Consider the following 25,054-nt stretch of genomic DNA (forward strand, 5'->3'; position numbering starts at 1 on the left):
AACCTTCAAAACGAAAAACGGGCCGCAGCGGCCCGTCGGATCGGTCGGTGGCGCCGGGGGTGGAGGCCGGAACCGCTGTTGAGGTGCATATACGGACGACTGGCCGCCTGCGCAAGGCCGGATCAGGCGGGCCGGTCGGGAAACATCGCCGCCAGCCCCTCGGCGGTGGCAGGCGCTATGCCGCGCTCGGTGATCAACCCGGTCACAAGGCGTGCGGGTGTCACGTCAAAGGCCGGGTTGGCGGCGGGCGTGGCATCCGGGCTGATGCGGACCTTCCCGACCTTGCCGGCCGCATCACGCCCCGGGACCCAGGACACCTCGTCGCCCGCACGTTCCTCGATCGGGATGTCCGACAGGCCGTCCTGCAGCCGCCAGTCGATCGTCGGCGACGGCAGCGCCACGTAGAACGGGACGCCGCAGTCGTGCGCCGCCAGTGCCTTGAGGTATGTGCCGATCTTGTTGCACACATCCCCGCGCGCCGTGGTCCGGTCGGTGCCCACGATGACCAGATCGACCTGGCCGCGCTGCATCAGATGCCCGCCCGCATTGTCGACGACCAGGTGATGCGGAATGCCGTGACCTGCCATTTCCCAGGCGGTCAGGTGCGCCCCCTGGTTGCGCGGCCGCGTCTCGTCGACCCAGACATGCAGGTCGATGCCCCGCCCTGCCGCCTGGTAGATGGGCGAGGTCGCCGTGCCCCAGTCAACCGTGGCCAGCCAGCCCGCATTGCAATGCGTCAGGATGTTCACGGGCCCGTCCTTCCGGGCAGAGACCGCCTCGATCAGCGCCAGCCCATGCACGCCGATCCGCCGGTTGATCTCGACATCCTCGTCGCAGATCGCAGCCGCCCGGGCATAGGCCGCCGCCACGCGGTCAGCAGGGCGCAGGGGCATCAGGACATCAGCCATGTCTTCCAGCGCCCAGCGCAGATTGACCGCGGTCGGGCGCGTCGCCATCAGCACGGCGCGGGCTTCGGCGACGGCTGCATCGGAGGCGTCGGCCGACATGGCAAGCGCCATGCCAAAGGCAGCCGTCGCCCCGATCAGCGGCGCGCCCCGCACCCACATGTCGCGGATCGCCACCGCCGCATGCTTCACCGTGGTCAGGTCAGCCACGAAGAATTCATGCGGCAGGCGTGTCTGGTCGATGATCCTTACCGTGCGCCCGTCGGGCGCCAGCCAGATCGACCGGTAGGGCTTGCCGTTTACCTTCATCTGCGGCTCCTGATGCCTGTCCGTCCGCAGAGAACCGGAACCCGGCACCCCGTGCAACAGCCTTGTCCTGCCACGGTGCCGCCGCGAGCCTCTTGACAGACGGACGCAGACACGCGACCGCCCGGGCAGCAGCGCGAAAGAACCAGATGTCCGAGAAACCCCGCCCCCCCCGCAGCCAACAGGTCTATACCCTGATCGTCGAGGTCGGCCGAAAGCCGGGCGACGGTCTGCCGGAGGGGTCGACCGGAGCCGGTCTTCTGGTCTACGCCAGCGGCACGGACGAGGCCGAGGCGGTGCGCGAAACGGTGGCGATCCTGAAACAGGCCGATCTTGCCGTGCTGGAAGTCGAAGGTCGGGGAACGCTGGACGAACGGCTGGAGTCCGGCGACGAAATCGAACCTGCGGAACGCGGCCTCATGGACCGCGCACTGGCCGAGAATGCCGTCATCGTGGCGCAGATGACGCCATTCTCCGACTGACCCGGTTCACGCCGCGCGCGCGCGCACGCCGGGCCCCAGATGCAGCCGCAGCGGCACGGCATCAATGGCGGCCAGACACTCCGCTGACCCGACCGGCAGGGCGCATCCGTCCGCCAGGATGACATCTGCACCCGGCGACGCGTCAGGTGCGAGCGTCAGAGAAACGCCTGTCACCGGTGCCGATCGCGGATCCGACAGCGCGGCCTCGCGACCGGCAAGATGACCGGCCCTGGCCATCACAGCCTCGCAGCCGAACAGGTATTCCACGCCTACGCCGGCCAACCGGACCGGCTGGACTGCCGAAACGAGCAGATCGGCGCTGCGCCCGAACCAGGGCGCCCGCAGGCGGACAGGCGCGCGCGTTCCGGCTGCCGGTGTGTCGATCCTTTCGGTCCGCAGCAGCGGTCGCGGACCGGCAAGCGTGCTGACCACATCTCCCGCGCGCAGCCGCGCGGCGGCGCGGGGTCCTGCGGGCGTGGCAACCGGCGTGGCGGGACCGATCCAGGGGATCGGCGCGGGAACGGCCATTCCGTCCGCAAAGCCGAACCACAGGACAGCCGGATGCCTGACGATCCCGCCGCCCGTCCCGCTGGCCAGTGCGGCGGCACCAAGAACGGCGATGCTGGCCGGATCGGTCGCGATACCGCCGCGCCCCCGCGCCGCGCGGGTTGCACCGGGCTCCGGTGGCACCAGACGAAGCATCCAGCCGCCGCAGTCAGGTGCGCAGGTCATCACGATCTGCCCTGTTCCCGTAAGCGCAAGCCCCTCGGTTCCGGGCAGCCTCGCGCGCAGGGTCCGCCCACCTTGCCGCAAGAGCATGGAAATTCCCGTGTCGGGATCAGCCAGAACCGAAAGCGCGGCGTCAGCCGACGGGGTTCGCCAGTCGAGCGCCACCGCCGGCCCGCGCAGCGGCAGGTCAAGCTCCATCGCGAAGGTCAGACCCTGGTCAGCCGCAGGGATCGTCGCACCCGCCGCGCCGGAAAGGGCGATCCATCCGCCAGCCATGTCTCAGGCCGCCCGCGCTGCCGCGAACAGGGCGCGCACCTCGTGCGACCGCAGCGCCCTGCGCGCGGCAACCGGAAAGCCCGTGCCGCGGGCGGGGTCCAGTTCGGGAAAGACCGCAGCAATCTCGGCCATCGCCTGGGCTTCGACCAGGGTCTCGACCTGCGGCCCCGGCAGGAAGCTTTCGGTCGCCAACCCGTCCGAGAACACCACCTCGTGCCTGTCGAACAGCATGTGGACATAGGTGACCTCGGCTGAGGGCACCCGGCGCACGGCCCGCCCGTCCACCAGATCCTTCGCCGCGACCAGCACGTCTGTTTCCCCGAACAGCAGTTCCGCCAGCGGGTCGCGCACCAGGATCCGATGCTGAGGCGAGACCATCAGGCGACCGTGTGTCCCAAAGGTGCCCGGGCGGATCAGCACCGGCGCCAGATCGCCCGAGCCATCGACGGTGCGGCAGCCGATCCAGCGAAGCGGTTGATCCCCATTGTCCAGGGTGCAGACCAGATCGCCGGGCAACAGCGTCTCGACCGGACGATCACCGGCAGGGGTCCGAATCTGCGTTCCCGCGACAAAGCACGGAATCTGCGTCAGCGTGACTAGGCCGACGTCGATGTTCCCCAGATTGTCCTTCACCTGGTACGTGAAGGTCTTGGATTCGATCTGGCCGTCCCCGATCAGCGTCAGCTGGCCGTTCGCACCCACCTGTATCTGCTGTCCGGACGGCAGGGTGACGACCGAACCGACCTGAACCACCACGCCGTTGATATGGGTGAGTGTCAGCGTGCTGCCTGGCTGCTTGATATCATTTGCCAGGACATCCACGGTCCCCTGACCCGTGGCATAGTATTGCACGGTGTCGGTGCGGGCCACGAGGCGGGTCTGCACACTGTCGGCCGCGATGAGCAGGTTTGAATCGTACTGCGCATCGGAAGTGTCGGCGATGCCGATCCGGATGGAGTTCACGACGCCCGGATTGACCTTCATTGTCAGGGTCATGGTCAGGGTGAAACCATCCATCTCGGTGTTGTAGGCGTCGTTCATGTTCGAGATGAACAGGTTCTCCTGGGTGTTGCCGTTGATGTTGTTCACGGCGATGGTGCCGTTCCCCACCTCGACGGGCACATGGCTGCCGTTCACCCAGACACCGACGACATCATTGTACTGGCTGTTGACGTATTCGGGGTACTCCTCGGAGGCAAAGACGAAGCGGATCGTCATGTATTCGCCCTGCGGAATGAAGTCGGCATTCAGCCAGACCCCGTCATAGGTGCGCGCGCCGGCGATGGCGTTGAACAGCGAATTGTTGTCCGAGGTGCCCGACGTATCGGTCGAGGTTTGCGTGCTGCGGTTCGGATCGCCGCTCGACTGCGTGAAGTCGGTGATCCGGCCCGTTGACAGGATGACCCCGCTGTTCGACGGCACCACCCCGGGCGACAACTGGCCGTTCGCATAGAGCCCGGCCGAGGTATTGCTGTTGGACACGTTCAACGACGCGCCGGTGACCGTTACGCCTGCGCCGAAGATCGTTTGTGCCATCGTCATCGCCGTGACGTTGGTCGTGTAGCTCAGCTCTGCGCCTGTCGCCATGCCTGCCCGCCCCCGGGTCCGCGACGACGCAACCGACGACGCCCGCACTGTCCTGCACGCTGCCGCAAAACGACATGGCGCAAGTGACGGGTCGCATGCTTCCTGCTCGAAGCGGGGGCGCTTTGGCCCCTCGTCTGTCCGGCCTCACGGACGTTATTGTATGCACGACTATATCCACGAAGCGCCGCAAGTCATCCGCAATCCCGCCATAGTTGCGACCAGGGTTCGCGCCGGTTGCCTACCGGCAACACCGTCCTGCCAGCCGGTCACCAGGCGGACGGCCCGATACTCGCAATCATGCGGGCGCGCGGCTTGCCGCAACAGGCGACCGCCTGTATCGCTGCCCAGTCCCCAGACGGAGCCGACGATGTCCCCACCACTCGATCCCGCCGCGCTGACTGCCGACCTGATCCGGTGCCCGTCGGTCACCCCGGAAGAGGGTGGCGCATTGCAGTTGCTGGAGCGCATCCTCTCGAACGGGGGTTTCCTCTGCACGCGGGTGGATCGGGGGGGCGTGCCGAACCTGTTTGCCCGCTGGGGGCGGCGGGGCGCGAACCGCACATTCGGATTCAATGGTCATACCGATGTCGTTCCGGTCGGCGATGCCGCCGCATGGACGCATGATCCGTTCGGTGCAGAGGTTTTCGAGGGCTGGATGTATGGCCGCGGGGCCTGCGACATGAAATCGGGCGTCGCCGCGTTCGTCGCGGCTGCGGTGGATTTCGTGCGGGAAACGCCACCCGACGGCGCGGTGATCCTGACGATCACGGGCGACGAGGAAGGCGAGGGAAAGCACGGCACCCGCGCCCTGCTGGACTGGATGGCGGAGAACGGCGAGACGATGACACATTGCCTGGTCGGTGAGCCGACCTGCCCGAACGTCTTTGGCGAGATGATGAAGATCGGTCGGCGCGGGTCTCTGACCGCCCGCGTCGTGGCGCGGGGGATACAGGGACACTCGGCCTATCCGCATCGCGCGAAGAACGCGGCCGAGGCGATGGTGGGCTTTCTTGCCGGCCTCAAGGCAGAAGTTCTGGACACCGGCACGCCGCATTTCGACATGTCGACGCTTGCCGTCACCACCATCGACACCGGAAACCCTGCCTCGAATGTGATTCCGGCGACCTGCGGCGCCACGGTCAACATCCGCTTCAACGACATGCACTCTGGCTCGAGCCTGTCGGACTGGCTGCGGGCCCGGGCGCAGGTGGTTGCGGCCGAAACGGGCGTGGCACTTGATGTGGCCGTTTCGGTATCGGGCGAAAGCTTTCTGACCCCGCCTGGCGAATTGTCGGCCCTTGTGGCACGGGCCGTACAGGCCGAAACCGGCGTCACGCCGGAACCGTCCACAACGGGCGGCACATCGGACGCCCGGTTCGTCAAGGATCATTGCCCGGTGGTCGAGTTCGGACTGGTCGGGCAGAGCATGCACCAGGTGGACGAACGGGTAGAGGTGGCGCAGATCCATGCGCTCAAGCGGGTCTATGGCCGCATAATGCGGGACTATTTCGCATGAACGCCTCGATTGCCGAAACCTGCGACATCGCCGCATGCCGTGCGCTGCGGCGGGTGGTGTTCATCGAGGAACAGGGCGTCAGCGAGGCCGACGAGATCGATGCCCATGACGATGACGCGACGCATCTGCTGGCCACCGTCGGCGGGCAGGCGGTCGGCACGGCGCGCATCCTGTGGCAGGGCGACACGGCGAAGGTGGGCCGGGTCTGCGTGCTGGCCCCGATGCGCGGAACGGGGCTGGGCGCTGCCCTGATCCGGACGGCGGTGACCGCGGCGCGTGCTCGGCCGGGGACGACCCGAGTGAAACTGGGGGCGCAGACCCACGCCGTCGGGTTCTACGAACGGCTGGGTTTCGCCGCCAGTGGCGCAGAATACCTCGATGCGGGCATCCCGCACATCGACATGGTTCTGGCGCTCTGACGGGTCAGCCGATCACCTCGAACCGGTCGACATCGACCAATCCGTGATCGGTGATCTTGAGGTGCGGGATGACAGGCAGGCACAGGAAGGCCAGTTGCAGGAACGGTTCATCCAGCACCACGCCCAGCGACCGCGCGGCAGCACGCAGGGCAACCAGCCGGTCGCGCACCGTCTCGAACGGATCGAGGCTCATCAGCCCGGCGACCGGCAAAGCCAGTTCCGCAAGGACCATACCCCCGGCCGCAACGACGAACCCCCCCTCGATCTGGCCCAGGCGGTTTGCGGCCAGTGCCATGTCGGCGGCGTCGGCACCGACGACCGCGATGTTGTGGTGATCATGGCAGACGGTCGAGGCGATGGCCCCCCGCTGCATCCCGAAACCCCGGACAAACCCGGTGGCGATGCGGCCGTTGACCCCGTGGCGCTCGATGACCGCGATCTTCATCAGATCGCGGGAGGGATCGGGGCGCTTGTCGCCGTTCTCCGGGTCGATGGTCTCGGTCAGGTGCTGCGTGATGATCTTGCCCGGCACGATGCCGATGACCGGCGTTTCCGGCAGGTTGCCCCCCGTGCGAAAGCTGCCGGCCGTTACCCGCGGCGCCTTGACGGAATGGCGGGCGACCGGCTCGACCAGTTCGCGCAAGGCAAACGCGGCATCATCCGCAACAATACCGCCCGCAAGCACCAACGAGGCGTGGCAGCCGGCCAGGCTGTCGATCACCGCGATGTCCGCGCGCTTTCCGGGTGCGATCAGGCCGCGATCCTTGAGGCCAAAGGCCTCGGCCGCCGACAGGCTGGCCGCGCGATAGACCGCCAGAGGCGGTGCGCCCTGTGCGATGGCCCAGCGGATCATGTGATCGAGGTGACCATGTTCGGCGATGTCGAGCGGATTGCGATCATCCGTGCACAGGCACAGATAGGGCGACAGCCGCTCGGTGAGCAGCGGCCAGAGCGCCGCCAGGTCCTTTGAAACCGACCCCTCGCGGATCAGCACGCGCATGCCCTTGCGCAGCTTCTCCATCGCCTCGTCCGCGGTCGTCGCCTCATGCTCGGTGCGGATGCCCGCGGCGATATAGCCATTCAGATCGACCCCGCTCAGCAGCGGCGCATGGCCATCGACATGGCGGCCATGGAATGCCTCGAGCTTTGCCATGCAGCCGGGGTCGCGCATCAGGACGCCGGGAAAGTTCATGAACTCCGCAAGCCCGATGACGCGCGGATGGTCCATCAATGGCACAAGATCGGCCGCCTCCAGGCGGGCACCCGCAGTTTCCATATGGGTGGAGGGCACGCATGAGGACAGCTGCACCCGGATGTCCATGAGCGTTCGGGAACTGGCACGCAGGAAATAGTCAATCCCGGCGAGGCCACAGACATTGGCGATCTCGTGCGGATCGCAGATCGCGGTGGTGATGCCGCGCGGCAGGACGCATCGATCAAACTCGAAGGGTGTGACCAGCGAGGATTCGATGTGAAGGTGCGTGTCGATGAACCCGGGTACCAGGACGCGGCCCGCTACACTGATCTCGCGCCTGCCCCGGTAGGTGCCGAAGGTGCCGACGATCATGTCACCGCAGATTGCCACGTCGGTTTCGACCAGTTCGCCCGTGATCAGATCGAACATCCGGCCGCCCTTCAGCACCAGATCGGCGGGGGTTTCGCCACGGCCCTGAGCGATGCGTTCGGAAACGGGGGCGGCAAGCGTCATGATGGAACCCCTGGCGGTTGACACGGGCATCCTGACGGAAAAGCCCGCCGATGCCAGCCCCATCCGATCCTTTCAAGGAGTGAAATTGCTCGCCAGCAGGTCGAGGATTCCACCAGTGCCGCTGCACATGTCCGCACCAGAACGCCGGCGCGGCACATCCCGACCCGGGTCGGGTGATGGAAGACCTCGCCATGCCGTTGCCTCCACCACAAGACATGCCGGGAAAGCCCGCAGGATCAGGGGCTTTGCCGGAGTGACATCTGTTCTGCCGCGATTTCTTCATGGAAGGCCGGAGCTTAAATTGCACTTGGCGCGGCGATATGGAACACAGCGCCTATGCGTCCCCTGCGTGGCATCCTGCTCAAGCTCGGCGCCGTCGTCGTGTTCATCGTGATGGCGGCGTTGATCAAATCCGTTTCCGCCCGTGTGCCCCCCGGCGAGACGGTGTTCTTCCGCTCCTTCTTTGCCATTCCGGTGATCGTGGCATGGCTCGCGTGGCATGGAGAGCTTGCCACAGGGTTCCGCGTCGTGAACCCGCTGGCGCATTTCTGGCGCGGTCTGGTTGGTACGATGGCGATGGGGCTGGGCTTTGCGGGCCTTGCCTTCCTGCCGCTTCCCGAGGTCACGGCACTGGGCTATGCCGCGCCCCTGCTGACGGTCGTATTCGCCGCCATGTTCCTGGGCGAGGACGTGCGCACCTTCCGCATCTCGATGGTGATCCTTGGCATGATCGGGGTGTTGATCGTGCTTGCACCTCGCCTGACGCTGATCTCGGGCGAAACCGTGCGCGCCACCGAGGCCTTCGGGGCCCTGCTGGTTCTGGGCGGCGCCGTCTTTGCGGCGCTTGCACAGGTTTTCATCCGAAAGCTGGTGCAGACCGAGGCGACATCGGCCATCGTCTTCTGGTTCTCGCTGACGGCATCGGGTCTGGCCCTGGTGACACTGCCTTTCGGCTGGGTCTGGCCGACCCCGGCCGAGGCGGCAATCCTGGTGACTTGCGGGCTGATGGGTGGCGTCGGTCAGATCATGCTGACATCGGCATACCGGTACGCCGATGCCTCGGTCGTGGCACCCTTCGACTACGCCTCGATGATCTTCGCGCTCGCCATCGGCTACTGGGCCTTCGGCGAGGTACCGACACGCACGATGCTCGGTGGCGCAGCGCTCGTGATCCTCGCAGGTGTTCTGATCATCTGGCGCGAACGGCGGCTGGGCCTGGAACGCGCGCGGCAACGCAAGGCGATGACGCCGCAATAGGCCGCCTGCCCCCGCTGCCTGCGCCTTTCGGACGCAATCGACCCGACCTTGCCTTGACAGACCGCTGCCCGTCTTACAGGTAAAGGGCGCATGGCGGCCCGCATAATGACGGGCCGCCTGACTTTATCTGACGGATAGCGAGAGAGCGGTTTGCCGATGTCCCTTGCCCTGATCGCGGCACTGCCCTTCATCGGGGCGCTTCTGCCCGGCCTCATGATCCGCGCCGGGCGCAACGCCTGCGCAATCGCTGCCGGATCGGCCACGACGCTCGCATTGATCCTGCTGGGTCTGAATGCACCGGCGATATTTCGCGGCGAGGTGATCCAGTGGCGGGCAGAATGGCTGCCCGGGCTGGGTCTGAACGCCAACTTCTTTCTCGATGGGCTTGGCCTGCTGTTCGCGGGGCTGATCCTGGGGATTGGCCTTCTGATCATCCTCTATGCCCGCTTCTACCTGTCGAAATCCGACCCGATGGGGCAGTTCTACACCTATCTCATGCTGTTCCAGGGCGCGATGGTCGGCATCGTCCTGTCCGACAACATCCTTTTGCTGCTGATCTTCTGGGAACTGACCTCGCTGTCGTCGTTCCTGTTGATCGGCTACTGGAAGCACCTGCCCGAAGGTCGACAGGGCGCGCGCATGGCACTTACCGTGACGGGGTCGGGCGGACTTGCGATGATTGCCGGCATGCTGATCCTGGGAAACATCGCAGGGTCTTACGACCTGTCGGTGATCCTGACGCAGAAGGAGCTTATTCAGGCGTCGGAATGGTATCTGCCCGCGCTCATCCTGATCCTGCTGGGGTGCTTCACCAAATCGGCACAGTTCCCGTTCCATTTCTGGCTGCCGCACGCCATGGCCGCGCCCACACCCGTGTCGGCCTACCTGCATTCGGCCACGATGGTGAAAGCCGGCCTGTTCCTGATGGCGCGGATGTGGCCGGTTCTGGCGGGGACCGAGGCATGGTTCCTGATCGTTTCGACGGCCGGGCTGATCACCATGGTGCTGGGTGCCAAGATCGCCATCTTCAAGGACGACCTGAAGGCGCTGCTCGCATTCTCGACGGTCAGCCATCTTGGACTGATCACCATGCTGCTGGGTCTGGGCACGCCCGAGGCGGCGGTGGTTGCCGTGTTCCACATCATCAACCATGCAACATTCAAGGCCGCGCTCTTCATGTCCGCGGGCATCGTCGACCACGAGGCACATACCCGAGACATCAGGCGCCTCGGCGGCCTGCGCGGCCTGATGCCCATCACCTTCACGATCGTCTGCATCGCGGCACTTTCAATGGCAGGTATCCCGCCGCTCAACGGCTTCCTGTCCAAGGAAATGATGCTCGAGGAAACCGTCCACACGCTTTGGTGGAACTCGCCCTGGCTGTTGCCTGCACTCGCTACCGTCGGTGCAATGTTCTCGGTCGCCTACAGCTTCCGACTGATTGCGCATGTGTTCCTCGGGCCGCAACGCGATGACTATCCCCACCACCCGCATGATCCGGGCTTCGGAATGTGGGCGGCGCCCGCGCTGCTTGCGGTTCTGGTGGTTCTGATTGGCCTTTTCCCGATGACCATGACCGGCGACCTTGTGAAGGTCGTCGCCGGAGCCGTGACTGGCGAGGACATCGCTGTGAAGATCTATCACTGGCACGGGCTCGTGCCGGCCCTGTTCCTGTCGATCTTTGCTGTCGGGGCGGGCCTGATGATCCTTGGACTGCACCGGCCGCTTGCCGACCTGTGGAACCGCACCCCGCGGCCCGAGGCCAAGGCCATCTTCGATGCCGTCGTCGAGCCGCTTGCAACCCTGTCGCGCCAGACGACGGATGCACTGCATGACGGGCGGCTGACCAAGTATCTGGCCATCGCCACGATCGCAATCGTGGCGGCGGGTGCATTTGCCTTTCTCGGAGCGCCGCACCTGCCCGGCACGCGGACGATGACACCGGTGCCAGCGGTGACCGCGGTAGGCTGGGCCCTTCTGACGGGCACGTCGCTGGCACTGTTCGCATTCCATCGCAACCGGCTGCTTACACTGGTTCTCGTCGGTGTCGTGGGCCTCATGGTATCGGTGGGCTTTGCCTATTTCTCCGCCCCCGACCTGGCGCTGACGCAGATAACGGTCGAGGTCGCGACCATCGTCCTGCTGCTGCTGGCGCTGAACTTCCTGCCCAAGCACACACCGGTCGAAAGCTCGCAGGCACGACGCCTGCGTGACGGCGGCATCGCGACCGTCGCGGGCGTGGCGGTGGCGGCACTTGCCTATGCGCTGATGACGCGCGACTTCGCCTTCCCGACAATCTCGGACTACCATCTGGCGAACTCCAAGCCTGGCGGTGGCGGCACCAACGTGGTGAACGTGATCCTTGTCGACTTCCGCGGCTACGACACCTTTGGCGAGATCATCGTGCTGGGGATCGCGGCACTCGGGATATTCGCGCTGACAGAGACGCTGCTGCGCCCGGGGCCGGCGAACGACCGGCTGCTGGCCTGGGTGCCGGACCAAAGGCGCGCGGGCGACCGCCACCCGCTGATGATGGTGGTTGCCACACGACTGATGCTGCCGATCGCGCTGATGGTTGGCGTCTACATCTTCCTGCGCGGCCATAACCAGCCGGGCGGCGGGTTCATCGCCGGGCTTGTCGTTTCGATCGCGCTTGTCATGCAGTACATGGCGAGCGGCTTTGCCTGGACACAGGCGCGCCAGCGCATCGACTATCATGCGGTGATCGGTGCCGGGGTGCTGACGGCCGGGGCATGCGGGATCGGCGCGTGGTTCTCCGGCACACCCTTCCTCACCTCGGCATTCGGCTACGTGAACCTGCCGCCGCTGGAAGAGTTCGAGCTTGCAACGGCGATGATCTTTGACACCGGCGTGTTCCTCTGCGTCGTCGGGGCGGTGATGCTGGCTCTTGCCTCGCTTTCGCGCCTGGCCATACGCGCGGGCGAAACGGTGAACGTGAAGCCCTTCGAGATCGACCCCTCGGCGGGGCGGAAGGCAGAGGTCTGACATGGAAGCACTGATCGCCTCCGCCATCGGCATCATGACCGCGTCGGGTGTCTATCTGATCCTCCGCAAACGCACCTTTCCGGTGATCGTCGGGCTGGCCATGCTGACCTATGCGGTCAACGTGTTCCTGTTCATAACCGGCAGGCTTGCGATCAACTTGCCCCCTGTCATCGACTATGCAGCACCGGGATACACCGACCCGCTGCCGCAGGCACTGGTCCTGACGGCCATCGTGATCTCGTTCGGGATGACTGCCGTGATCGTGATGATGGCGCTCGGGGCTTTCCTCGAAAAGGGCGACGACCGGGTGGATATGGACGAAACCGGCACCGATGGACCGGAGGCCGGCAAATGAACCACTGGATCATTGCGCCCGTGGTACTGCCCGCAATGGTGGCACCGCTGATCGTGCTGGCGATGCGGCATGACCTGTTGCTGCAACGTGTGTTCTCGGTAGCGGCAACCGTGGCGCTCGTGCTGATCTCCGGCGGGCTGCTGTGGATGGCATCGCACAATCCCCCGATGGTCTATTTCCTGGGCGACTGGCCTGCCCCCTTCGGCATCGTCCTGGTGCTGGACCGCCTGTCGGCGGTGATGGTTGCCCTGACGGCTGTCCTGGCGCTGATCGTGCAGCTTTATGCCATCGGCACCGGATGGGACGCGCGGGGGCGGCATTTCCACTCGCTGTGGCAGTTTCAGCTGATGGGGATCTGCGGCGCCTTCCTGACTGGTGACGCCTTCAACCTGTTCGTGTTCTTCGAGGTGCTGCTCATCGCCAGCTACGGGCTGATGATCCATGGCGGCGGGCGTGACCGCTTGCGGGCGGGGGTGCAGTATATCGGCTACAATCTGGTTGGCTCGACGCTGTTCCTGTTCGCTCTCGGTTCGGTCTATGCGGTGACCGGTACGCTGAACATGGCCGACATTGCCGTCAAGGTGGCGGCCCTGCCCGAAGGCGACACGGCGCTGCTGCGCGTTGCGGCGATCCTTCTGATCCTCGTTTTCGCCATCAAGGGCGCACTTGTCCCGCTGCAGTTCTGGCTGCCTGGCACCTATGCCAACGCGCCGGGGCCGGTGGCCGCGCTTTTCGCCATCATGACCAAGGTCGGCGCCTATGCGATCATCCGCATGTACACGCTGGCGTTCCCGCCCGACACACCTGCAACCGGCACGCTGTTCGCCGACCTGCTGATGCCCGCCGCCCTGATCACCCTTGCCATTGGCGCGATCGGTGTGATCGGTGCCACGGGCCTTGCCCGGCAGGCTGCGTTTGCCGCTGTCGCCTCGATGGGCACGCTGTTCATCGCGGTGGCCACCTTTACACCTCAGGGCACGGCGGCGGCGCTGTATTACCTGATCCATTCCACCCTGGCAGGCGCGGCGCTGTTCCTGATTGTGGACATGGTGATCTCGCGCCGCGGCACGGACCAGTCAGTCACCGCGCTGCCCCCGATTCCGCAGAACGGGCTCTTGGCGGCACTGTTCTTTGCCGCCGCGATCGCGATGGCGGGGATGCCGCCACTGTCAGGCTTCCTGGGCAAGCTTCTGGTGATGGACGCCACGCGGGCAAGCGGGATGGTCGTGATCTGGTCTGTGATCCTGGTCACCTCGCTCATCACCATCATGGGTTTCGGTCGGACCGGTTCGACGGTGTTCTGGAAGGCCCATGCGAGCCCGGCCGATCATGTCGACCACCCGACGGAGGGCCTGGCCGTCACCTGCATCTTCGCGCTGCTGGCGTGCCTCGTTCTGATGACCGTGCTTGCCGGACAGATTGACATTTTCCTGAACGCCACGGCAGCCGAACTGTATGATCGCGCGGCCTACATCGAAGCGGTCTTGGCACGCGCGGCAGAGGGGGGTTGATATGCTGAAACGCCTGTTCCCGCATCCCTATCTGACGGTCCTGCTGATTATCACCTGGATGCTCCTGGTGAATGGCACCAAGCTGGGCAGCCTTGTCTTTGCTGTCATACTCGGCATCGTGATTCCGCTGCTGACCTCGCCCTACTGGCCGAACGCACCACGCCTGCGGAACATCCCGGCGATCATCGACTACGTCATGATCGTGCTTTGGGACATCGTGGTGTCGAACGTCGTGGTCGCGCGGATCGTGCTGTTCAAGCCGAACGGCCGCCTGCAGCCGGCATGGGTCACAATCCCGCTGGACCTGCGCACCCCCGAGGCCATCACGGTTCTTGCGGGCACCATTACCATGACACCTGGCACCGTGACCGCCGACATGTCGGGCTGCGGGCGGGCGCTTCTGGTGCACTGCCTGCACGCCCCTGATCCGGACTCGGTCCGGGACGGGATCAAGGACCGCTATGAGACACGGCTGAAGAGGATCTTCGAATGACGGTCATGGGCGCCGCGCTGACGTTTTCCTTTGCCTGCTTCGGTCTTGGCCTGTTGATGAACCTGTGGCGCATCTTTCGCGCACCGGGCGTGCCGGACCGCATTCTTGCGCTCGACACGATGGTGATCAACGTGATCGCGCTGATCATCCTCTACGGCATCTCTGCCGGGTCGGGCGTGTATTTCGAGGCTGCGATGCTGTTCGCCATGACGGGCTTCGTTTCTACCGTGGCCTATGCGAAGTTCATCCTGCGCGGCGACATCATCGAGTGAGGGCGCAGAGATGAATCCGGCCTGGGAATACGCGATCGCGGCGCTGCTGGTGGCAGCGGGCGTCTTTGGCCTTGTGGGCTCATTCGGGCTCATCAAGCTGCCCGACACGATGACGCGCCTGCATGCTCCGACAAAGGCAACCACGCTGGGGGTGGGCGGCGTGCTGATCGCTTCGATGGCCTATTTCTGGGCGGCCGAGGGCAAGGTGTCGTGGCACGAGCTGATGATCACGATGTTCCTGTTCCTGACCGCACCGATCACCGCGAACCTGATCGCCAAGGCCCAGATCCATCGCACGAAGATGGAGGATCAGCTGCCCCCAACAGGCACCGGACGTTCCTGGGCCACCTTCGACCCCGAGGCGGCGTCTGCCGTGGACGACGGCAAGGAAGCGCCGCGCTGATTTGACCGTAAGGTCAAAAATCTTGCTACGCCGCCCTTGCGCGAATGGCGCAGCCCGTGCGAACTTCACGGCCATCCCCATCCCCGCAGGGGCAGGCCATGCAGACCGAAACCGTTTCACGCACACACCTGCCTCAGGTTTCTGCGCACCATCATGCCCGAAACCCGGGCATGGAGCTTGATCTCGACTGGGTGGCGACGGTTCAGGCGAACACTTCGGCCATCGAGCGCCGCACTGCAACGCTGCCCGGCCGCCGCTCGGTCAAGAAGGAGTGGCAGGCGGCATGGTTGCTCAAGGCAATCAGCCTGATCGACCTGACGACGCTGTCGGGGGACGACACGCCGGGCCGGGTACGTCGGCTGTGTGCAAAGGCACGCCAACCGGTATCGCCCGGCATGCTTGACCGGCTTGGCCTGGCGGGCCTGACCGTCGGCGCCGTCTGCGTCTATCATGACATGGTCGAGACCGCTGTCCGTGCCCTGGAAGGGACGGCAATCCCGGTGGCCGCGGTCTCGACGGGTTTTCCGGCCGGGTTGTCCCCCTATCGTCTGCGGCTCGCCGAGATCGGCGAGAGCGTGAAGGCGGGCGCCCGAGAGATCGACATCGTGATCTCGCGCCGCCATGTGCTGACACAGAACTGGCATGCTCTCTACGACGAGATGCGTGAAATGCGTGAGGCCTGCGGGTCCGCGCATGTAAAGGCGATCCTGGCAACAGGTGAGCTTGGCACGCTGCGCAATGTGGCCCGCGCCAGCCTGGTGTGCATGATGGGGGGCGCCGATTTCATCAAGACATCAACCGGCAAGGAAGCGGTGAATGCCACGTTGCCGGTCAGCCTGACAATGATCCGCGCGATCCGCGACTATCAGGACAGGACCGGCATGAAGGTGGGATACAAACCTGCAGGCGGCATAGCCAAGGCAAAGGACGCACTTCTTTACCTTTCACTGATGCGTGATGAACTGGGCCTGCCATGGTGCCAGCCCGACTTGTTCCGCTTCGGCGCATCCAGCCTTCTGGGCGACATCGAACGTCAACTGGAACATCACCTGACGGGAACCTATTCGGCAGCGCACCGCCATGCGATGGGGTAGCGTCCGACCCGGGCCGACTTCGGAGGTTGCCGGACCGCGCAAGAGTTCTCAGCCAAGACATGACAGCGAGACGGGGCCGACATGACGATCCGCGACATCTTCGACAGCCTGGCCTACGGTCCCGCCCCCGAAGGCGCGACCGAGGCAATGGCCTGGCTGGACCGTCATGGCCGCCGTTTCGGCCACTGGATCGATGGCGCGTTCACGGCACCGGGCGACACCTTCGCCACCCGGAACCCTGCGACGGGAACCGACCTTGCCGAGGTGACGCAGGGCACCGTTGACGATGTCGGCCGCGCAGTGGCGGCAGCCCGCCGCGCCCAGCCGAAATGGGCGCGTCTCGCTCCGCATGCCCGTGCAAGATATCTGTACGCCCTGGGTCGGCTGGTGCAGAAGCACAGCCGCCTTCTTGCCGTTCTGGAAACGCTGGACAACGGCAAGCCCATCCGCGAAAGCCGCGACATCGACGTGCCGCTTGTCGCACGGCATTTCGGATACCACGCAGGCATGGCGCAGCTTCTGCCGGACGCTTTCCGGGGCATGGCGCCGCATGGTGTCTGCGCGGCTGTGATACCCTGGAACTTTCCGCTTCTGATGCTGGCCTGGAAGGTCGCGCCCGCATTAGCCGCCGGCAACACAGTCGTCCTGAAGCCTGCTGAGTGGACACCGCTGACGGCCCTTCTGTTCGCCGAAATGAGCCGAGAGGCCGGGTTGCCGAAGGGTGTGCTGAACATCGTCACGGGTGACGGCGCGACGGGTGCGGAACTGGTCAACGCGCCGGTGGACAAGGTCGCCTTTACGGGCTCGACCGATGTCGGGCGCCTGATCCGCGCGGCTACAGCCGGAACAGGCAAGGCCCTCACGCTCGAACTGGGTGGCAAGTCGCCCTACATCGTTTTCGATGACGCCGATCTCGACTCGGCAGTCGAGGGACTGGTGGACGCGATCTGGTTCAACGGCGGCCAGGTCTGCTGCGCGGGTTCGCGCCTTCTGGTTCAGGAAGGGGTCGCGGAACGTTTCCACCTCAAGCTGAGACGCCGCATGGACGGCCTGCGCATCGGCGATCCGCTGGACAAGTGCATCGACGTCGGCGCGGTTGTTCACCTCGAACAGCGGGCGCGCATCGCAGCGATGGTCGATGCCAATTCGGAAGGTGAGACCCATCGGGCCACCGGCACGCTGCCACCGACGGGATGCTACTATCCGCCAACGCTGATCTCCGGCCTGTCGCCTGCCAATCCGCTGATGCAGGAAGAGATATTCGGCCCGGTGCTGGTATCCTCGACCTTCCGCACTCCGGAAGAGGCGGTGGCGATGGCCAACAACACACGCTATGGCCTTGCCGCCAGCATCTGGACCGAGAACGTGAACCTCGCACTCGACATGGCGCCCAAACTTCGGGCGGGCGTCGTCTGGATCAATGCGACAAACCTGTTTGATGCCGCTGCCGGGTTCGGCGGGGTGAAGGAGTCGGGTTTCGGCCGCGAGGGCGGATGGGAAGGCATGCTCGCGTACCTGCGCCCCGGCGCCAGTACAAAGCCGTTGAAGCCCCTGGCCGCCGCACCCGAACCGCGTGACCCGCAGACACCCACGATGGATCGCACCGCAAAGCTGTTCGTCGGGGGAAAGCAGGTCCGGCCTGATGGCGGACATTCACGTGCGATCTGGTCGCCGCGCGGCAGGCTTCTGGGTCACGCAGGCATTGGCAACCGCAAGGACATCCGGAACGCTGTCGAGGCCGCACAGGCGGCCAAGGGTTGGGCCAGAGCCACAGCCTGGAATCGTGCGCAGGTGCTGTACTACATCGCCGAGAACCTCTCTGCCCGGGCCGACGAGTTTGCAGCGCGCCTGTCGGATCTGACGGGACGACAGGGAAGGGCCGAGGTGGACGCCGCTATCGAACACCTGTTCACATTTGCAGCCCTTGCCGACAAGTTCGATGGTGCAGCCCGCGCAGTGCCCATGCGCGGCATGGCGCTTGCCCTGAACGAACCGGCGGGCGTCATCGGCATTGTCGCGCCCGACGATGCGCCGCTGCTGGGACTGGTGGCTCTGGTCGCGCCCGCGATCGCGATGGGCAATACCGTGGTGGCCGTGCCATCGGAACCGTTCCCACTGGCGGCGACGGACCTCTATCAGGTCCTTGAAACCTCGGATGTGCCGCCGGGCGTTGTGAACATCATCACGGGACGGCATTCTGAGCTCGCCGATACGCTGGCGCGGCACCTCGATGTCGACGCGGTCTGGTGCTTTTCGTCGACGGACCTGTCAGGCACGGTCGAACGGCATGCCGCCGGCAACCTGAAGCGAACCTGGGTCAACAACGGTCGGTCAACGGACTGGGCCGCCCTCGACCCCCGTATTGCATTGCGGCAGGCGACGGCCGTCAAGACGGTGTGGGTGCCCTACGGTGAATAGGTGTTACTGTTTGGGTTTGTCGTCGTAGTCCGTCCGCAGGATCCGGTGCGCGTTGCCGTCAGGATCATCGAACTGGCCCTTGCGCAGGGCCCAGAAGAACGCGGCGAGCCCCACTCCGCCCAGGAAGAGTGACACGGGGATCAGGATCGTGAGAATCTCCATCAGCGCAGCCTCAGCGCGTTCAGCGAGACGGTGATGGACGACAACGACATCGCAAGGGCTGCCAGCAGCGGCGTCGCCAGCCCGATCAGAGCCACCGGCACCGCGACCACGTTATAGGCTGCCGAGAGCGCAAAGTTTTCGCGGATGCGACGAACCGATTGGCGCGCGATGCGCAGCGCGTCAGAGATCGGCGCCAGATCGCGGCCAAGAAGTACGATGTCCGACGCGGTCCGTGCCGCGTCGAGCGCCGAGGCGGGCGAAATCGAGACATGGGCGAGTGCAAGCGCGCCCGTGTCGTTCAGACCATCGCCCACCATCAGCACCCGTGCCCCGGCATCGCGCAACGCGGCGACAAACGCTGCTTTCTCGGCCGGCAGGATGCCCGCGTGCCACTCGCGAATGCCCAGTCGTTCGGCGAGATCGGCGACAGGCCCCGATGCATCGCCCGAAAGCAGCACCACACGCATGCCCTGCTTCAGCAACCCGGCCACGACGGCCTCGGCGCCCGGGCGCAGGCGATCCGCAAACGCGATTGCGTGCGGTGTCCGGTCACCAAGGCAAAGGTAGGTCGCAGTCACGCCGATGGGGGTGCCCCCGCACCACTCGGCACGGCCAAGCCGAACCCTCCGTCCGGCCCATACCCCCTCGATCCCGTGGCCGGGAACCTCGCGCAGGTCCGCCACGGTCACCGGCGGCACGCCGGCCCGACGGGCCGCCGCGGCAAGCGCCACGGCAAGCGGATGCGATGACCCCGCGGCCAGCGCGGCGGCGATTGCAAGCTCTTGCTGCGGCAGATCCGACAGGCCCAGCGGTTCGGGCGCGCCCATGGTCAGCGTTCCGGTCTTGTCGAACACCACGGTATCGACCTCGGCAAGCCGCTCAAGCGCCGTGCCATGCTTGATGAGCAGGCCCTTGCGGAACAGCTTGCCGGAAGCCGCCGTGATCACGGCGGGCACTGCCAACCCAAGGGCACAGGGGCAGGTAATGATCAGGACGGCTGCCGAGATGTTCACGGCAATGCGCACATCACCCCCGGTCAGCCACAGCCACGCGCCGAATGCCGAGAAGCTGACCAGATGCACCAGCGGCGAATAGGCCCGCGCCGCGCGTTCGGCAAGCGAGGTGTATCGCGTGCGGGCGGCCTCGGCCACCGCCACAAGATCGGCCATGCGATGCAGCGAACTGTCACGACCTGCCGCCACGACACGCACAACCAGCGGTCCGGTCAGGTTCACCTCTCCCGCTGCCACAGCCATGCCGGGCCCGGCAAATGCGGGAAGGCTTTCGCCGGTCAGGAGCGAGCGGTCCAGCTCGGACGTGCCGCCTTCGACAACACCGTCCACCGGCATCCTGCCGCCGGGTCGCACCCTGATCAGATCGCCTATCGAAAGCTCCGCCACAGGTGTCTCAACCTCCGACCCGTCACGCAGCATCATGGCGCGCGGCACCTCAAGCGCCGCGAGTTCCTCCGCCGCCGACCGGGCCACGGCGCGGGTGCGGTGATCGAGATACCGCCCGCCCAGCAGAAAGAACGTCAGCATCACCGCAGCGTCGAAATAGGCGTGGTGGCCAGAGTGGATGGTCTCGTAGAGCGAGATCGACGAGGCAAGGATGATTGCGAGCGATATCGGCACATCCATGCCAAGCCGCCAGACCTTCAGCGAAGCCCATGCCGAACGAAAGAACGGCTGGCCTGCAAAGACGACCGTCGGCAGCGCGATGGCGGCGGATATCCAGTGGAACATGTCGCGGGTCGCGTCCTCGGCCCCGGACCAGACCGCGACGGACAGCAGCATGACGTTCATCATGGCGAAGAATGCCACGCCCATGCGCATCAGCAGATCGCGACCCTGACGGTCGGTCTCGGTGGCGCTCAGCAGCCCCGCGTCAAGCTCATGCGCCTCGTACCCGAGGTCAGCGATCGCCGCGATCAGCGAGGCAGGGGTCACACCTGCGTCGGCGTCGACGCTGACCCGCTTCATGCTCAGGTTCACGCGGGCCGATCGGATACCGGGCAGCGCCTCAAGACCGGGTTCCAGCGTCTGGATGCAGGCTGCGCAGTGCACGGCCGGCAGAGAGAAAACCATGCGGCCCGCCGCAGCGTAGGCGTGTGCCTGCCGTTCGGCCAGCGGCGAAGCCGCACAGGCCGGGCAGGCACTGAGACCGCCGCCTACGCCGATGTCTTCTGCCAGCGTCATGTCAGCCCCGCACACTCAGCGACAGGCGCTGACGGAATGCGGTTCCGTCTTCGGCCAGCGCCTCGACCCGAACCAGCCATTTGCCCGGCGCCAGGGGCAGATCGGCGTGGAATGCGCCCCCTTCACGCTGGAAGGCGGGGATCACGTCGTCGCGGGCCTCTGTCGCCCGACCGACCAGTACACTGAGCCCGGCAACCGGTGCGGGCAGACCGCCCGAATCCGTGAATCGGAGCGTCAGTACCCCCTCGCGGTATTCCTGTGTCAGGCGCCAGCCAAGCGCGATCTGGGCGTCCCGCGCGGCGTTCCAGCCCTGACTGGCGACATAGGAATTCTTGACCTCGATCCCGGGGAAGGTGCTGACTGCCTTCCAGGCCATGACAAGGTTGACGCCCACGATCACGGCGAATGCCCCGACCGTGATCACCGCCACATGGCGCCCCGTCAGCTTGCCCGTGTCAGCCATCTCAGTTCCCCCGTCCGTTGAAGATGGTGTCATGATGCACCCGATCCGTCGATCCAAGATCCTCGATCCACAGGCGCAAGGTGGTACGCGGTGCGCTTGCCGCCGGATCGTTCGGCCGGGCGATCACATAGACACGCTGTGTCTTGGTTTCGTTCGCGGGGACCAGAACCTTGAGCTCATCGGTGCCCTCAAGCGCGATTCGCAGTACCTCGTCCGACGTCAGCGAGATGTGGAAATACCGGTCGTCGCCGTGCTTGTTGCGCAGACGCAGATCATAGGTGTTGCGGACCGACCCATCGGACAACACGACATGGGTCGGATTGCGGACCGGTGTCACGTTCACGTCAATTTCCGTGCGCAGGAACAGTGCCACCACGAGGCCCAGTCCGACCCCCGCCCACAGCACAGTGTAGATGACGGTGCGCAGGCGAAAGACATGCTTCCAGACGGACTTGGGCTGGGCGCCTGCGCGTTCCGCCGTCTCGTCCGTCAGCGCCAGATAGTCGATCAGGCCACGTGGCTTGCCGATCCGGTCCATGACGTCGTTGCAGGCATCGATGCACAGTGCGCAAGTGATGCAGGCCAGCTGCTGACCGTTGCGTATGTCGATCCCCATCGGGCAGACGTTGACGCAGGCCATGCAGTCGATGCAGTCGCCCTGGGCTGTGTCCGGCGCGGCCTGCCCTTTCTTCAGCTTGCCGCGCGGCTCGCCCCGCCACTCACGATAGGCAACGGTGATCGTATCTTCGTCCATCATGGCGGCCTGGATGCGCGGCCAGGGGCATGCATAGATACAGACCTGTTCGCGGAAGAAGCCACCGAACAGGAAGGTGGTCAGCGTCAGGATTCCCATCGTGGTGTACGCGATCGGATGCGCGGCGCCCGTGACGAGGTCCCGAGCCAGCGTTGGCGCATCCGTGAAATAGAACACCCAGGCCCCACCCGTCGCCAGCCCGATCAACAGCCAGACGGTCCACTTCAGCCCATATTTCCGGACCTTCTCGGCATTCCATTTCTGATGGAAAAGCCGCAGCCGGGCATTGCGGTCGCCCTCGATCCAGCGTTCAACCAGGATGAACAGGTCGGTCCAGACCGTCTGCGGGCAGGCATAACCGCACCAGACCCGCCCCGCCGCCGACGTGAACAGGAACAGCCCGAGCCCTGCCATGATCAGAAGGCCGGCCACGAAATAGAACTCGTGAGGCCAGATCTCGACCATGAAGAAGAAGAAACGACGATGCGCCATGTCAACCAGAACGGCCTGGTCCGGCAGGTTCGGCCCGCGATCCCATCGGATCCATGGCGTCAGATAGTAGATACCCAGAGTGATACCCATCAGCCACCACTTCAACGTGCGAAAGCTGCCCTTCACCCGTCTGGGAAAGATCGGCTCACGCTTCGCGTAGAGTTGGTCGGACTGGCTATCGGTGGGCACAGCGGGACTCCGGGGATTCAATCTACCCTAGATTGGGTGAACTAGGCCGGATGGCATTGACCTGCATCAAACCGGCATCGTTGGTGCACCTTTTGCCATGCGACATTCCGCGCACATGTCCGGAGCATGCTTCGGAAAGCGAACGTCCGCCGTGGGCGGCGGACGCTGCACTCCTTCGGACAGAGGCTGCGGCGGGTGCGGCCGCAGGCAAGTTGTCACTCTGCGGGCGTATCCTCGCCGCCACCCAGACCATGCACATACACCGCGACCGAGCGAATGTCGGCCTCGGTCAGCCTCGTATCCCAGTTCGGCATCACACCGAAACGCGAGTAGGTCACAGTCTGCCGGATCTCCGCCTCGCTGCCACCATAAAGCCAGATCGCGTCATTCAGACGAGGTGCACCCAGGTCACGGTTGCCTTCGCCCGCGTCGCCATGACAGCTTGCACAGTTGTCCGCGAACAGCTGGTTGCCCGGTTCCGCCAGCGCCGCATCATGTTCCTGGCCCGACATCTGGCGCACGAACTGAACGAGCGACTCGATCTCGTCCTTTTCCAGAAGTTCGCCGAACTTGGGCATCTCGGAGTAGCGAGCACTGTCGCTCGTCGTGTTGCGGATGCCATAGGAGATGGTGGTGTGGATGTTCTCGATATCACCACCCCACAGCCAGTCGTCATCCAGCAGGTTCGGATAACCCGAGGCCTGAACACCTGCCGCGCCCGAACCGTGGCACTGTGCGCACCACGTGCGGAACACGGCGGCGCCTGCGTTCTGCGCGTATCCCAGCAGTTCGGGATCTGCGGCTATCTGGGTCAGTTCCACCTCCTCGACCCGCGCACGGATCGCGGCGTTCGCGTCGCTGAACCGCTGGATCTCGGCGGCGACATCGGCGCGGGTGGAATGACCAAGCACGCCTGGCGTTGCCTGTGTCAGCAACGGCCATGCCGGATATGCGATGGTGTAGCCCAGACCCCAGACGATCGTGGCATAGAAGATGTACAGCCACCACCGTGGCAGCGGGTTGTTGTATTCTTCGATGCCGTCCCAGGTGTGACCCGTGGTTTCCACCTCGCCGGGCTTCGCTGGCGGCTTCGGATGTGCGCTCATCTCTGCGCCTCCTTGTCATCGTTGCGGGCTGGCCGCGCGTCGTTGCGGAAGATCTGGTTTGCCGCCTCGTCGTGCCTGGCACGGCTGCCGGGTCGGAAAGCCCAGACCACGACACCCAGGAACATCGTGAACATCAGAAGAAGCGCCCAGCTGTCCGCGAGTTGCCGCAGGAAAGTGTAGGTTTCCATGGCAACCCCCTACCGGTTCGCGTCGGGGGTGAAGGTCGAGAAGTCGACCATCGTGCCCAGCACCTGAAGATAGGCAATCAGCGCGTCCATTTCGGTCGTCTGGGGTTGCCCGTCGAAGTTCCGCACGTTCACGGGCGCAAAGAAGGCTTCGGCGCCATAGCGCACCTCAAGCCCGCCATCGTCGAGGTCAGGGTTCGCCTGCGCCCGGAAATCGGCGATGGCATTCTGCATCATCTCGTCGCTGTAGGGCGTTCCCAGCAACCGGTGGGTCGACATCACGTCGCCGATGTATCGCCCGTCGATGACCCTATCCATCAGGAAGGCATAGGGAGGCATCACCGATTCCGGCACCACCGACTTGGGCGCCATCAGGTGGTCGCGGTGCCAGTCGTCGGAGTAGCGGTTGCCGACGCGGGCAAGGTCGGGGCCTGTCCGCTTCGAGCCCCACTGGAAGGGCCGGTCGTACATCGACTCGGCCGCCAGCGAGTAGTGGCCGTAGCGCTCGACCTCGTCGCGCATCGGGCGGATCATCTGGCTGTGGCAGACGTAGCAGCCCTCGCGGATATAGATGTCGCGCCCCGCCAGTTCGAGCGGCGTGTAGGGGCGGACCCCTTCGACCTTCTCGATCGTGTTCTCGAGGTAGAACAGCGGCGTGATCTGCACCAGCCCGCCGATGGTCACCACCAGGAACGACAGCACGAGCAAGAGCGTGGCGTGGGTCTCGATGGCCTTGTGTTTTTCCAGGATCGCCATTTCCGCGCCCCC

At 65.2% G+C, this 25,054-nt stretch carries 23 protein-coding genes; 12 read left to right on the forward strand and 11 right to left on the reverse strand.

All coding sequences use genetic code 11. The features are described from left to right. Positions 1–122: 122 nt before the first annotated feature. Positions 123–1,214 (reverse strand): S-methyl-5-thioribose-1-phosphate isomerase, encoded by a 1,092-nt coding sequence (mtnA, locus tag KF887_01135; protein QYK41779.1) that lies wholly within the window; start codon positions 1,212–1,214, stop codon positions 123–125. A gap of 146 nt (positions 1,215–1,360) precedes the next feature. Here mtnA and KF887_01140 point away from each other — a divergent pair, with 146 nt between their 5' ends. Further along, on the forward strand, positions 1,361–1,693 hold the full coding sequence (locus KF887_01140) for a hypothetical protein (protein ID QYK41780.1): 333 nt from the start codon (positions 1,361–1,363) through the stop codon (positions 1,691–1,693). 6 nt (positions 1,694–1,699) lie between these two features. Here the strand turns inward: KF887_01140 and KF887_01145 are convergent, their stop codons facing one another. Together KF887_01145 and KF887_01150 are read right to left on the reverse strand one after the other, a co-directional pair. Continuing rightward, a complete protein-coding gene (locus tag KF887_01145) occupies positions 1,700–2,698 on the reverse strand; it encodes a Hint domain-containing protein (GenBank protein QYK41781.1) in 999 nt (332 codons plus the stop codon). Between the two features lie 3 nt (positions 2,699–2,701). Further along, positions 2,702–4,285 (reverse strand): Hint domain-containing protein, encoded by a 1,584-nt coding sequence (locus tag KF887_01150; protein QYK41782.1) that lies wholly within the window; start codon positions 4,283–4,285, stop codon positions 2,702–2,704. Between the two features lie 367 nt (positions 4,286–4,652). Between KF887_01150 and dapE the strand changes: the two genes are divergently transcribed. Both dapE and KF887_01160 read left to right on the forward strand, forming a co-directional pair. After that, entirely contained in the window at positions 4,653–5,801 is a 1,149-nt protein-coding gene (gene dapE / locus KF887_01155; protein ID QYK41783.1) for a succinyl-diaminopimelate desuccinylase, read from the forward strand. Continuing rightward, the gene (locus tag KF887_01160; protein QYK41784.1) at positions 5,798–6,220 is read left to right on the forward strand and encodes a GNAT family N-acetyltransferase; all 423 of its coding nucleotides are present in this window, start codon (positions 5,798–5,800) and stop codon (positions 6,218–6,220) included. The genes dapE and KF887_01160 overlap by 4 nt, the downstream gene beginning before the upstream one ends. Before the next feature lie 4 nt (positions 6,221–6,224). Here KF887_01160 and ade read toward each other — a convergent pair whose 3' ends face one another. Then, entirely contained in the window at positions 6,225–7,928 is a 1,704-nt protein-coding gene (gene ade / locus KF887_01165) for an adenine deaminase (protein QYK41785.1), read from the reverse strand. Between the two features lie 336 nt (positions 7,929–8,264). Between ade and KF887_01170 the strand changes: the two genes are divergently transcribed. From KF887_01170 to KF887_01210, 9 genes are all read left to right on the forward strand, one after another. Further along, a complete protein-coding gene (locus KF887_01170) occupies positions 8,265–9,185 on the forward strand; it encodes a DMT family transporter (protein ID QYK41786.1) in 921 nt (306 codons plus the stop codon). A gap of 156 nt (positions 9,186–9,341) precedes the next feature. Next, complete coding sequence (locus KF887_01175) at positions 9,342–12,191, forward strand: monovalent cation/H+ antiporter subunit A (GenBank protein ID QYK41787.1); 2,850 nt, start codon at positions 9,342–9,344, stop codon at positions 12,189–12,191. 1 nt (position 12,192) lies between these two features. Further along, positions 12,193–12,546, forward strand: a complete 354-nt coding sequence (locus KF887_01180; GenBank protein ID QYK41788.1) for a Na+/H+ antiporter subunit C — start codon at positions 12,193–12,195, stop codon at positions 12,544–12,546. Beyond that, positions 12,543–14,057, forward strand: coding sequence for a monovalent cation/H+ antiporter subunit D (locus tag KF887_01185; protein QYK41789.1), 1,515 nt, complete (start codon positions 12,543–12,545; stop codon positions 14,055–14,057). The genes KF887_01180 and KF887_01185 overlap by 4 nt, the downstream gene beginning before the upstream one ends. A 1-nt stretch (position 14,058) precedes the next feature. Further along, positions 14,059–14,550, forward strand: a complete 492-nt coding sequence (locus KF887_01190; GenBank protein QYK41790.1) for a Na+/H+ antiporter subunit E — start codon at positions 14,059–14,061, stop codon at positions 14,548–14,550. Further along, on the forward strand, positions 14,547–14,822 hold the full coding sequence (locus KF887_01195; GenBank protein QYK41791.1) for a K+/H+ antiporter subunit F: 276 nt from the start codon (positions 14,547–14,549) through the stop codon (positions 14,820–14,822). Before KF887_01190 ends, KF887_01195 begins: the two co-directional genes overlap by 4 nt. Before the next feature lie 10 nt (positions 14,823–14,832). Beyond that, positions 14,833–15,225 carry a Na+/H+ antiporter subunit G gene (locus KF887_01200; protein QYK41792.1) on the forward strand — a complete coding sequence of 131 codons (393 nt, stop codon included), beginning with the start codon at positions 14,833–14,835 and terminating at the stop codon, positions 15,223–15,225. A gap of 98 nt (positions 15,226–15,323) precedes the next feature. Then, complete coding sequence (gene deoC / locus KF887_01205) at positions 15,324–16,319, forward strand: deoxyribose-phosphate aldolase (protein QYK41793.1); 996 nt, start codon at positions 15,324–15,326, stop codon at positions 16,317–16,319. An 81-nt stretch (positions 16,320–16,400) separates the two neighbouring features. Continuing rightward, a complete protein-coding gene (locus tag KF887_01210; GenBank protein QYK41794.1) occupies positions 16,401–18,737 on the forward strand; it encodes an aldehyde dehydrogenase family protein in 2,337 nt (778 codons plus the stop codon). 3 nt (positions 18,738–18,740) lie between these two features. On the opposite strand, the gene ccoS is transcribed toward KF887_01210, so the two are convergent. From ccoS to ccoO, 7 genes are all read right to left on the reverse strand, one after another. Continuing rightward, positions 18,741–18,899, reverse strand: a complete 159-nt coding sequence (ccoS, locus tag KF887_01215; protein QYK41795.1) for a cbb3-type cytochrome oxidase assembly protein CcoS — start codon at positions 18,897–18,899, stop codon at positions 18,741–18,743. Then, positions 18,899–21,097: a cadmium-translocating P-type ATPase gene (cadA, locus tag KF887_01220; protein ID QYK41796.1), complete on the reverse strand. Its 2,199-nt coding sequence runs from the start codon at positions 21,095–21,097 to the stop codon at positions 18,899–18,901. The genes ccoS and cadA overlap by 1 nt, the downstream gene beginning before the upstream one ends. Position 21,098: 1 nt before the next feature. Continuing rightward, the gene (locus tag KF887_01225; GenBank protein ID QYK41797.1) at positions 21,099–21,560 is read right to left on the reverse strand and encodes a FixH family protein; all 462 of its coding nucleotides are present in this window, start codon (positions 21,558–21,560) and stop codon (positions 21,099–21,101) included. A 1-nt stretch (position 21,561) separates the two neighbouring features. Further along, positions 21,562–22,995: a cytochrome c oxidase accessory protein CcoG gene (gene ccoG, locus KF887_01230; protein QYK41798.1), complete on the reverse strand. Its 1,434-nt coding sequence runs from the start codon at positions 22,993–22,995 to the stop codon at positions 21,562–21,564. A 215-nt stretch (positions 22,996–23,210) separates the two neighbouring features. Next, positions 23,211–24,101 carry a cytochrome-c oxidase, cbb3-type subunit III gene (ccoP, locus tag KF887_01235; protein QYK41799.1) on the reverse strand — a complete coding sequence of 297 codons (891 nt, stop codon included), beginning with the start codon at positions 24,099–24,101 and terminating at the stop codon, positions 23,211–23,213. Then, positions 24,098–24,289 carry a cbb3-type cytochrome c oxidase subunit 3 gene (locus KF887_01240; protein QYK41800.1) on the reverse strand — a complete coding sequence of 64 codons (192 nt, stop codon included), beginning with the start codon at positions 24,287–24,289 and terminating at the stop codon, positions 24,098–24,100. The genes ccoP and KF887_01240 overlap by 4 nt, the downstream gene beginning before the upstream one ends. Positions 24,290–24,298: 9 nt before the next feature. After that, positions 24,299–25,042, reverse strand: a complete 744-nt coding sequence (gene ccoO, locus KF887_01245) for a cytochrome-c oxidase, cbb3-type subunit II (protein QYK41801.1) — start codon at positions 25,040–25,042, stop codon at positions 24,299–24,301. Between the last annotated feature and the right edge of the window lie 12 nt (positions 25,043–25,054).

Source organism: Paracoccaceae bacterium, assembly GCA_019454225.1.
In the GTDB taxonomy this organism is placed as follows: domain Bacteria; phylum Pseudomonadota; class Alphaproteobacteria; order Rhodobacterales; family Rhodobacteraceae.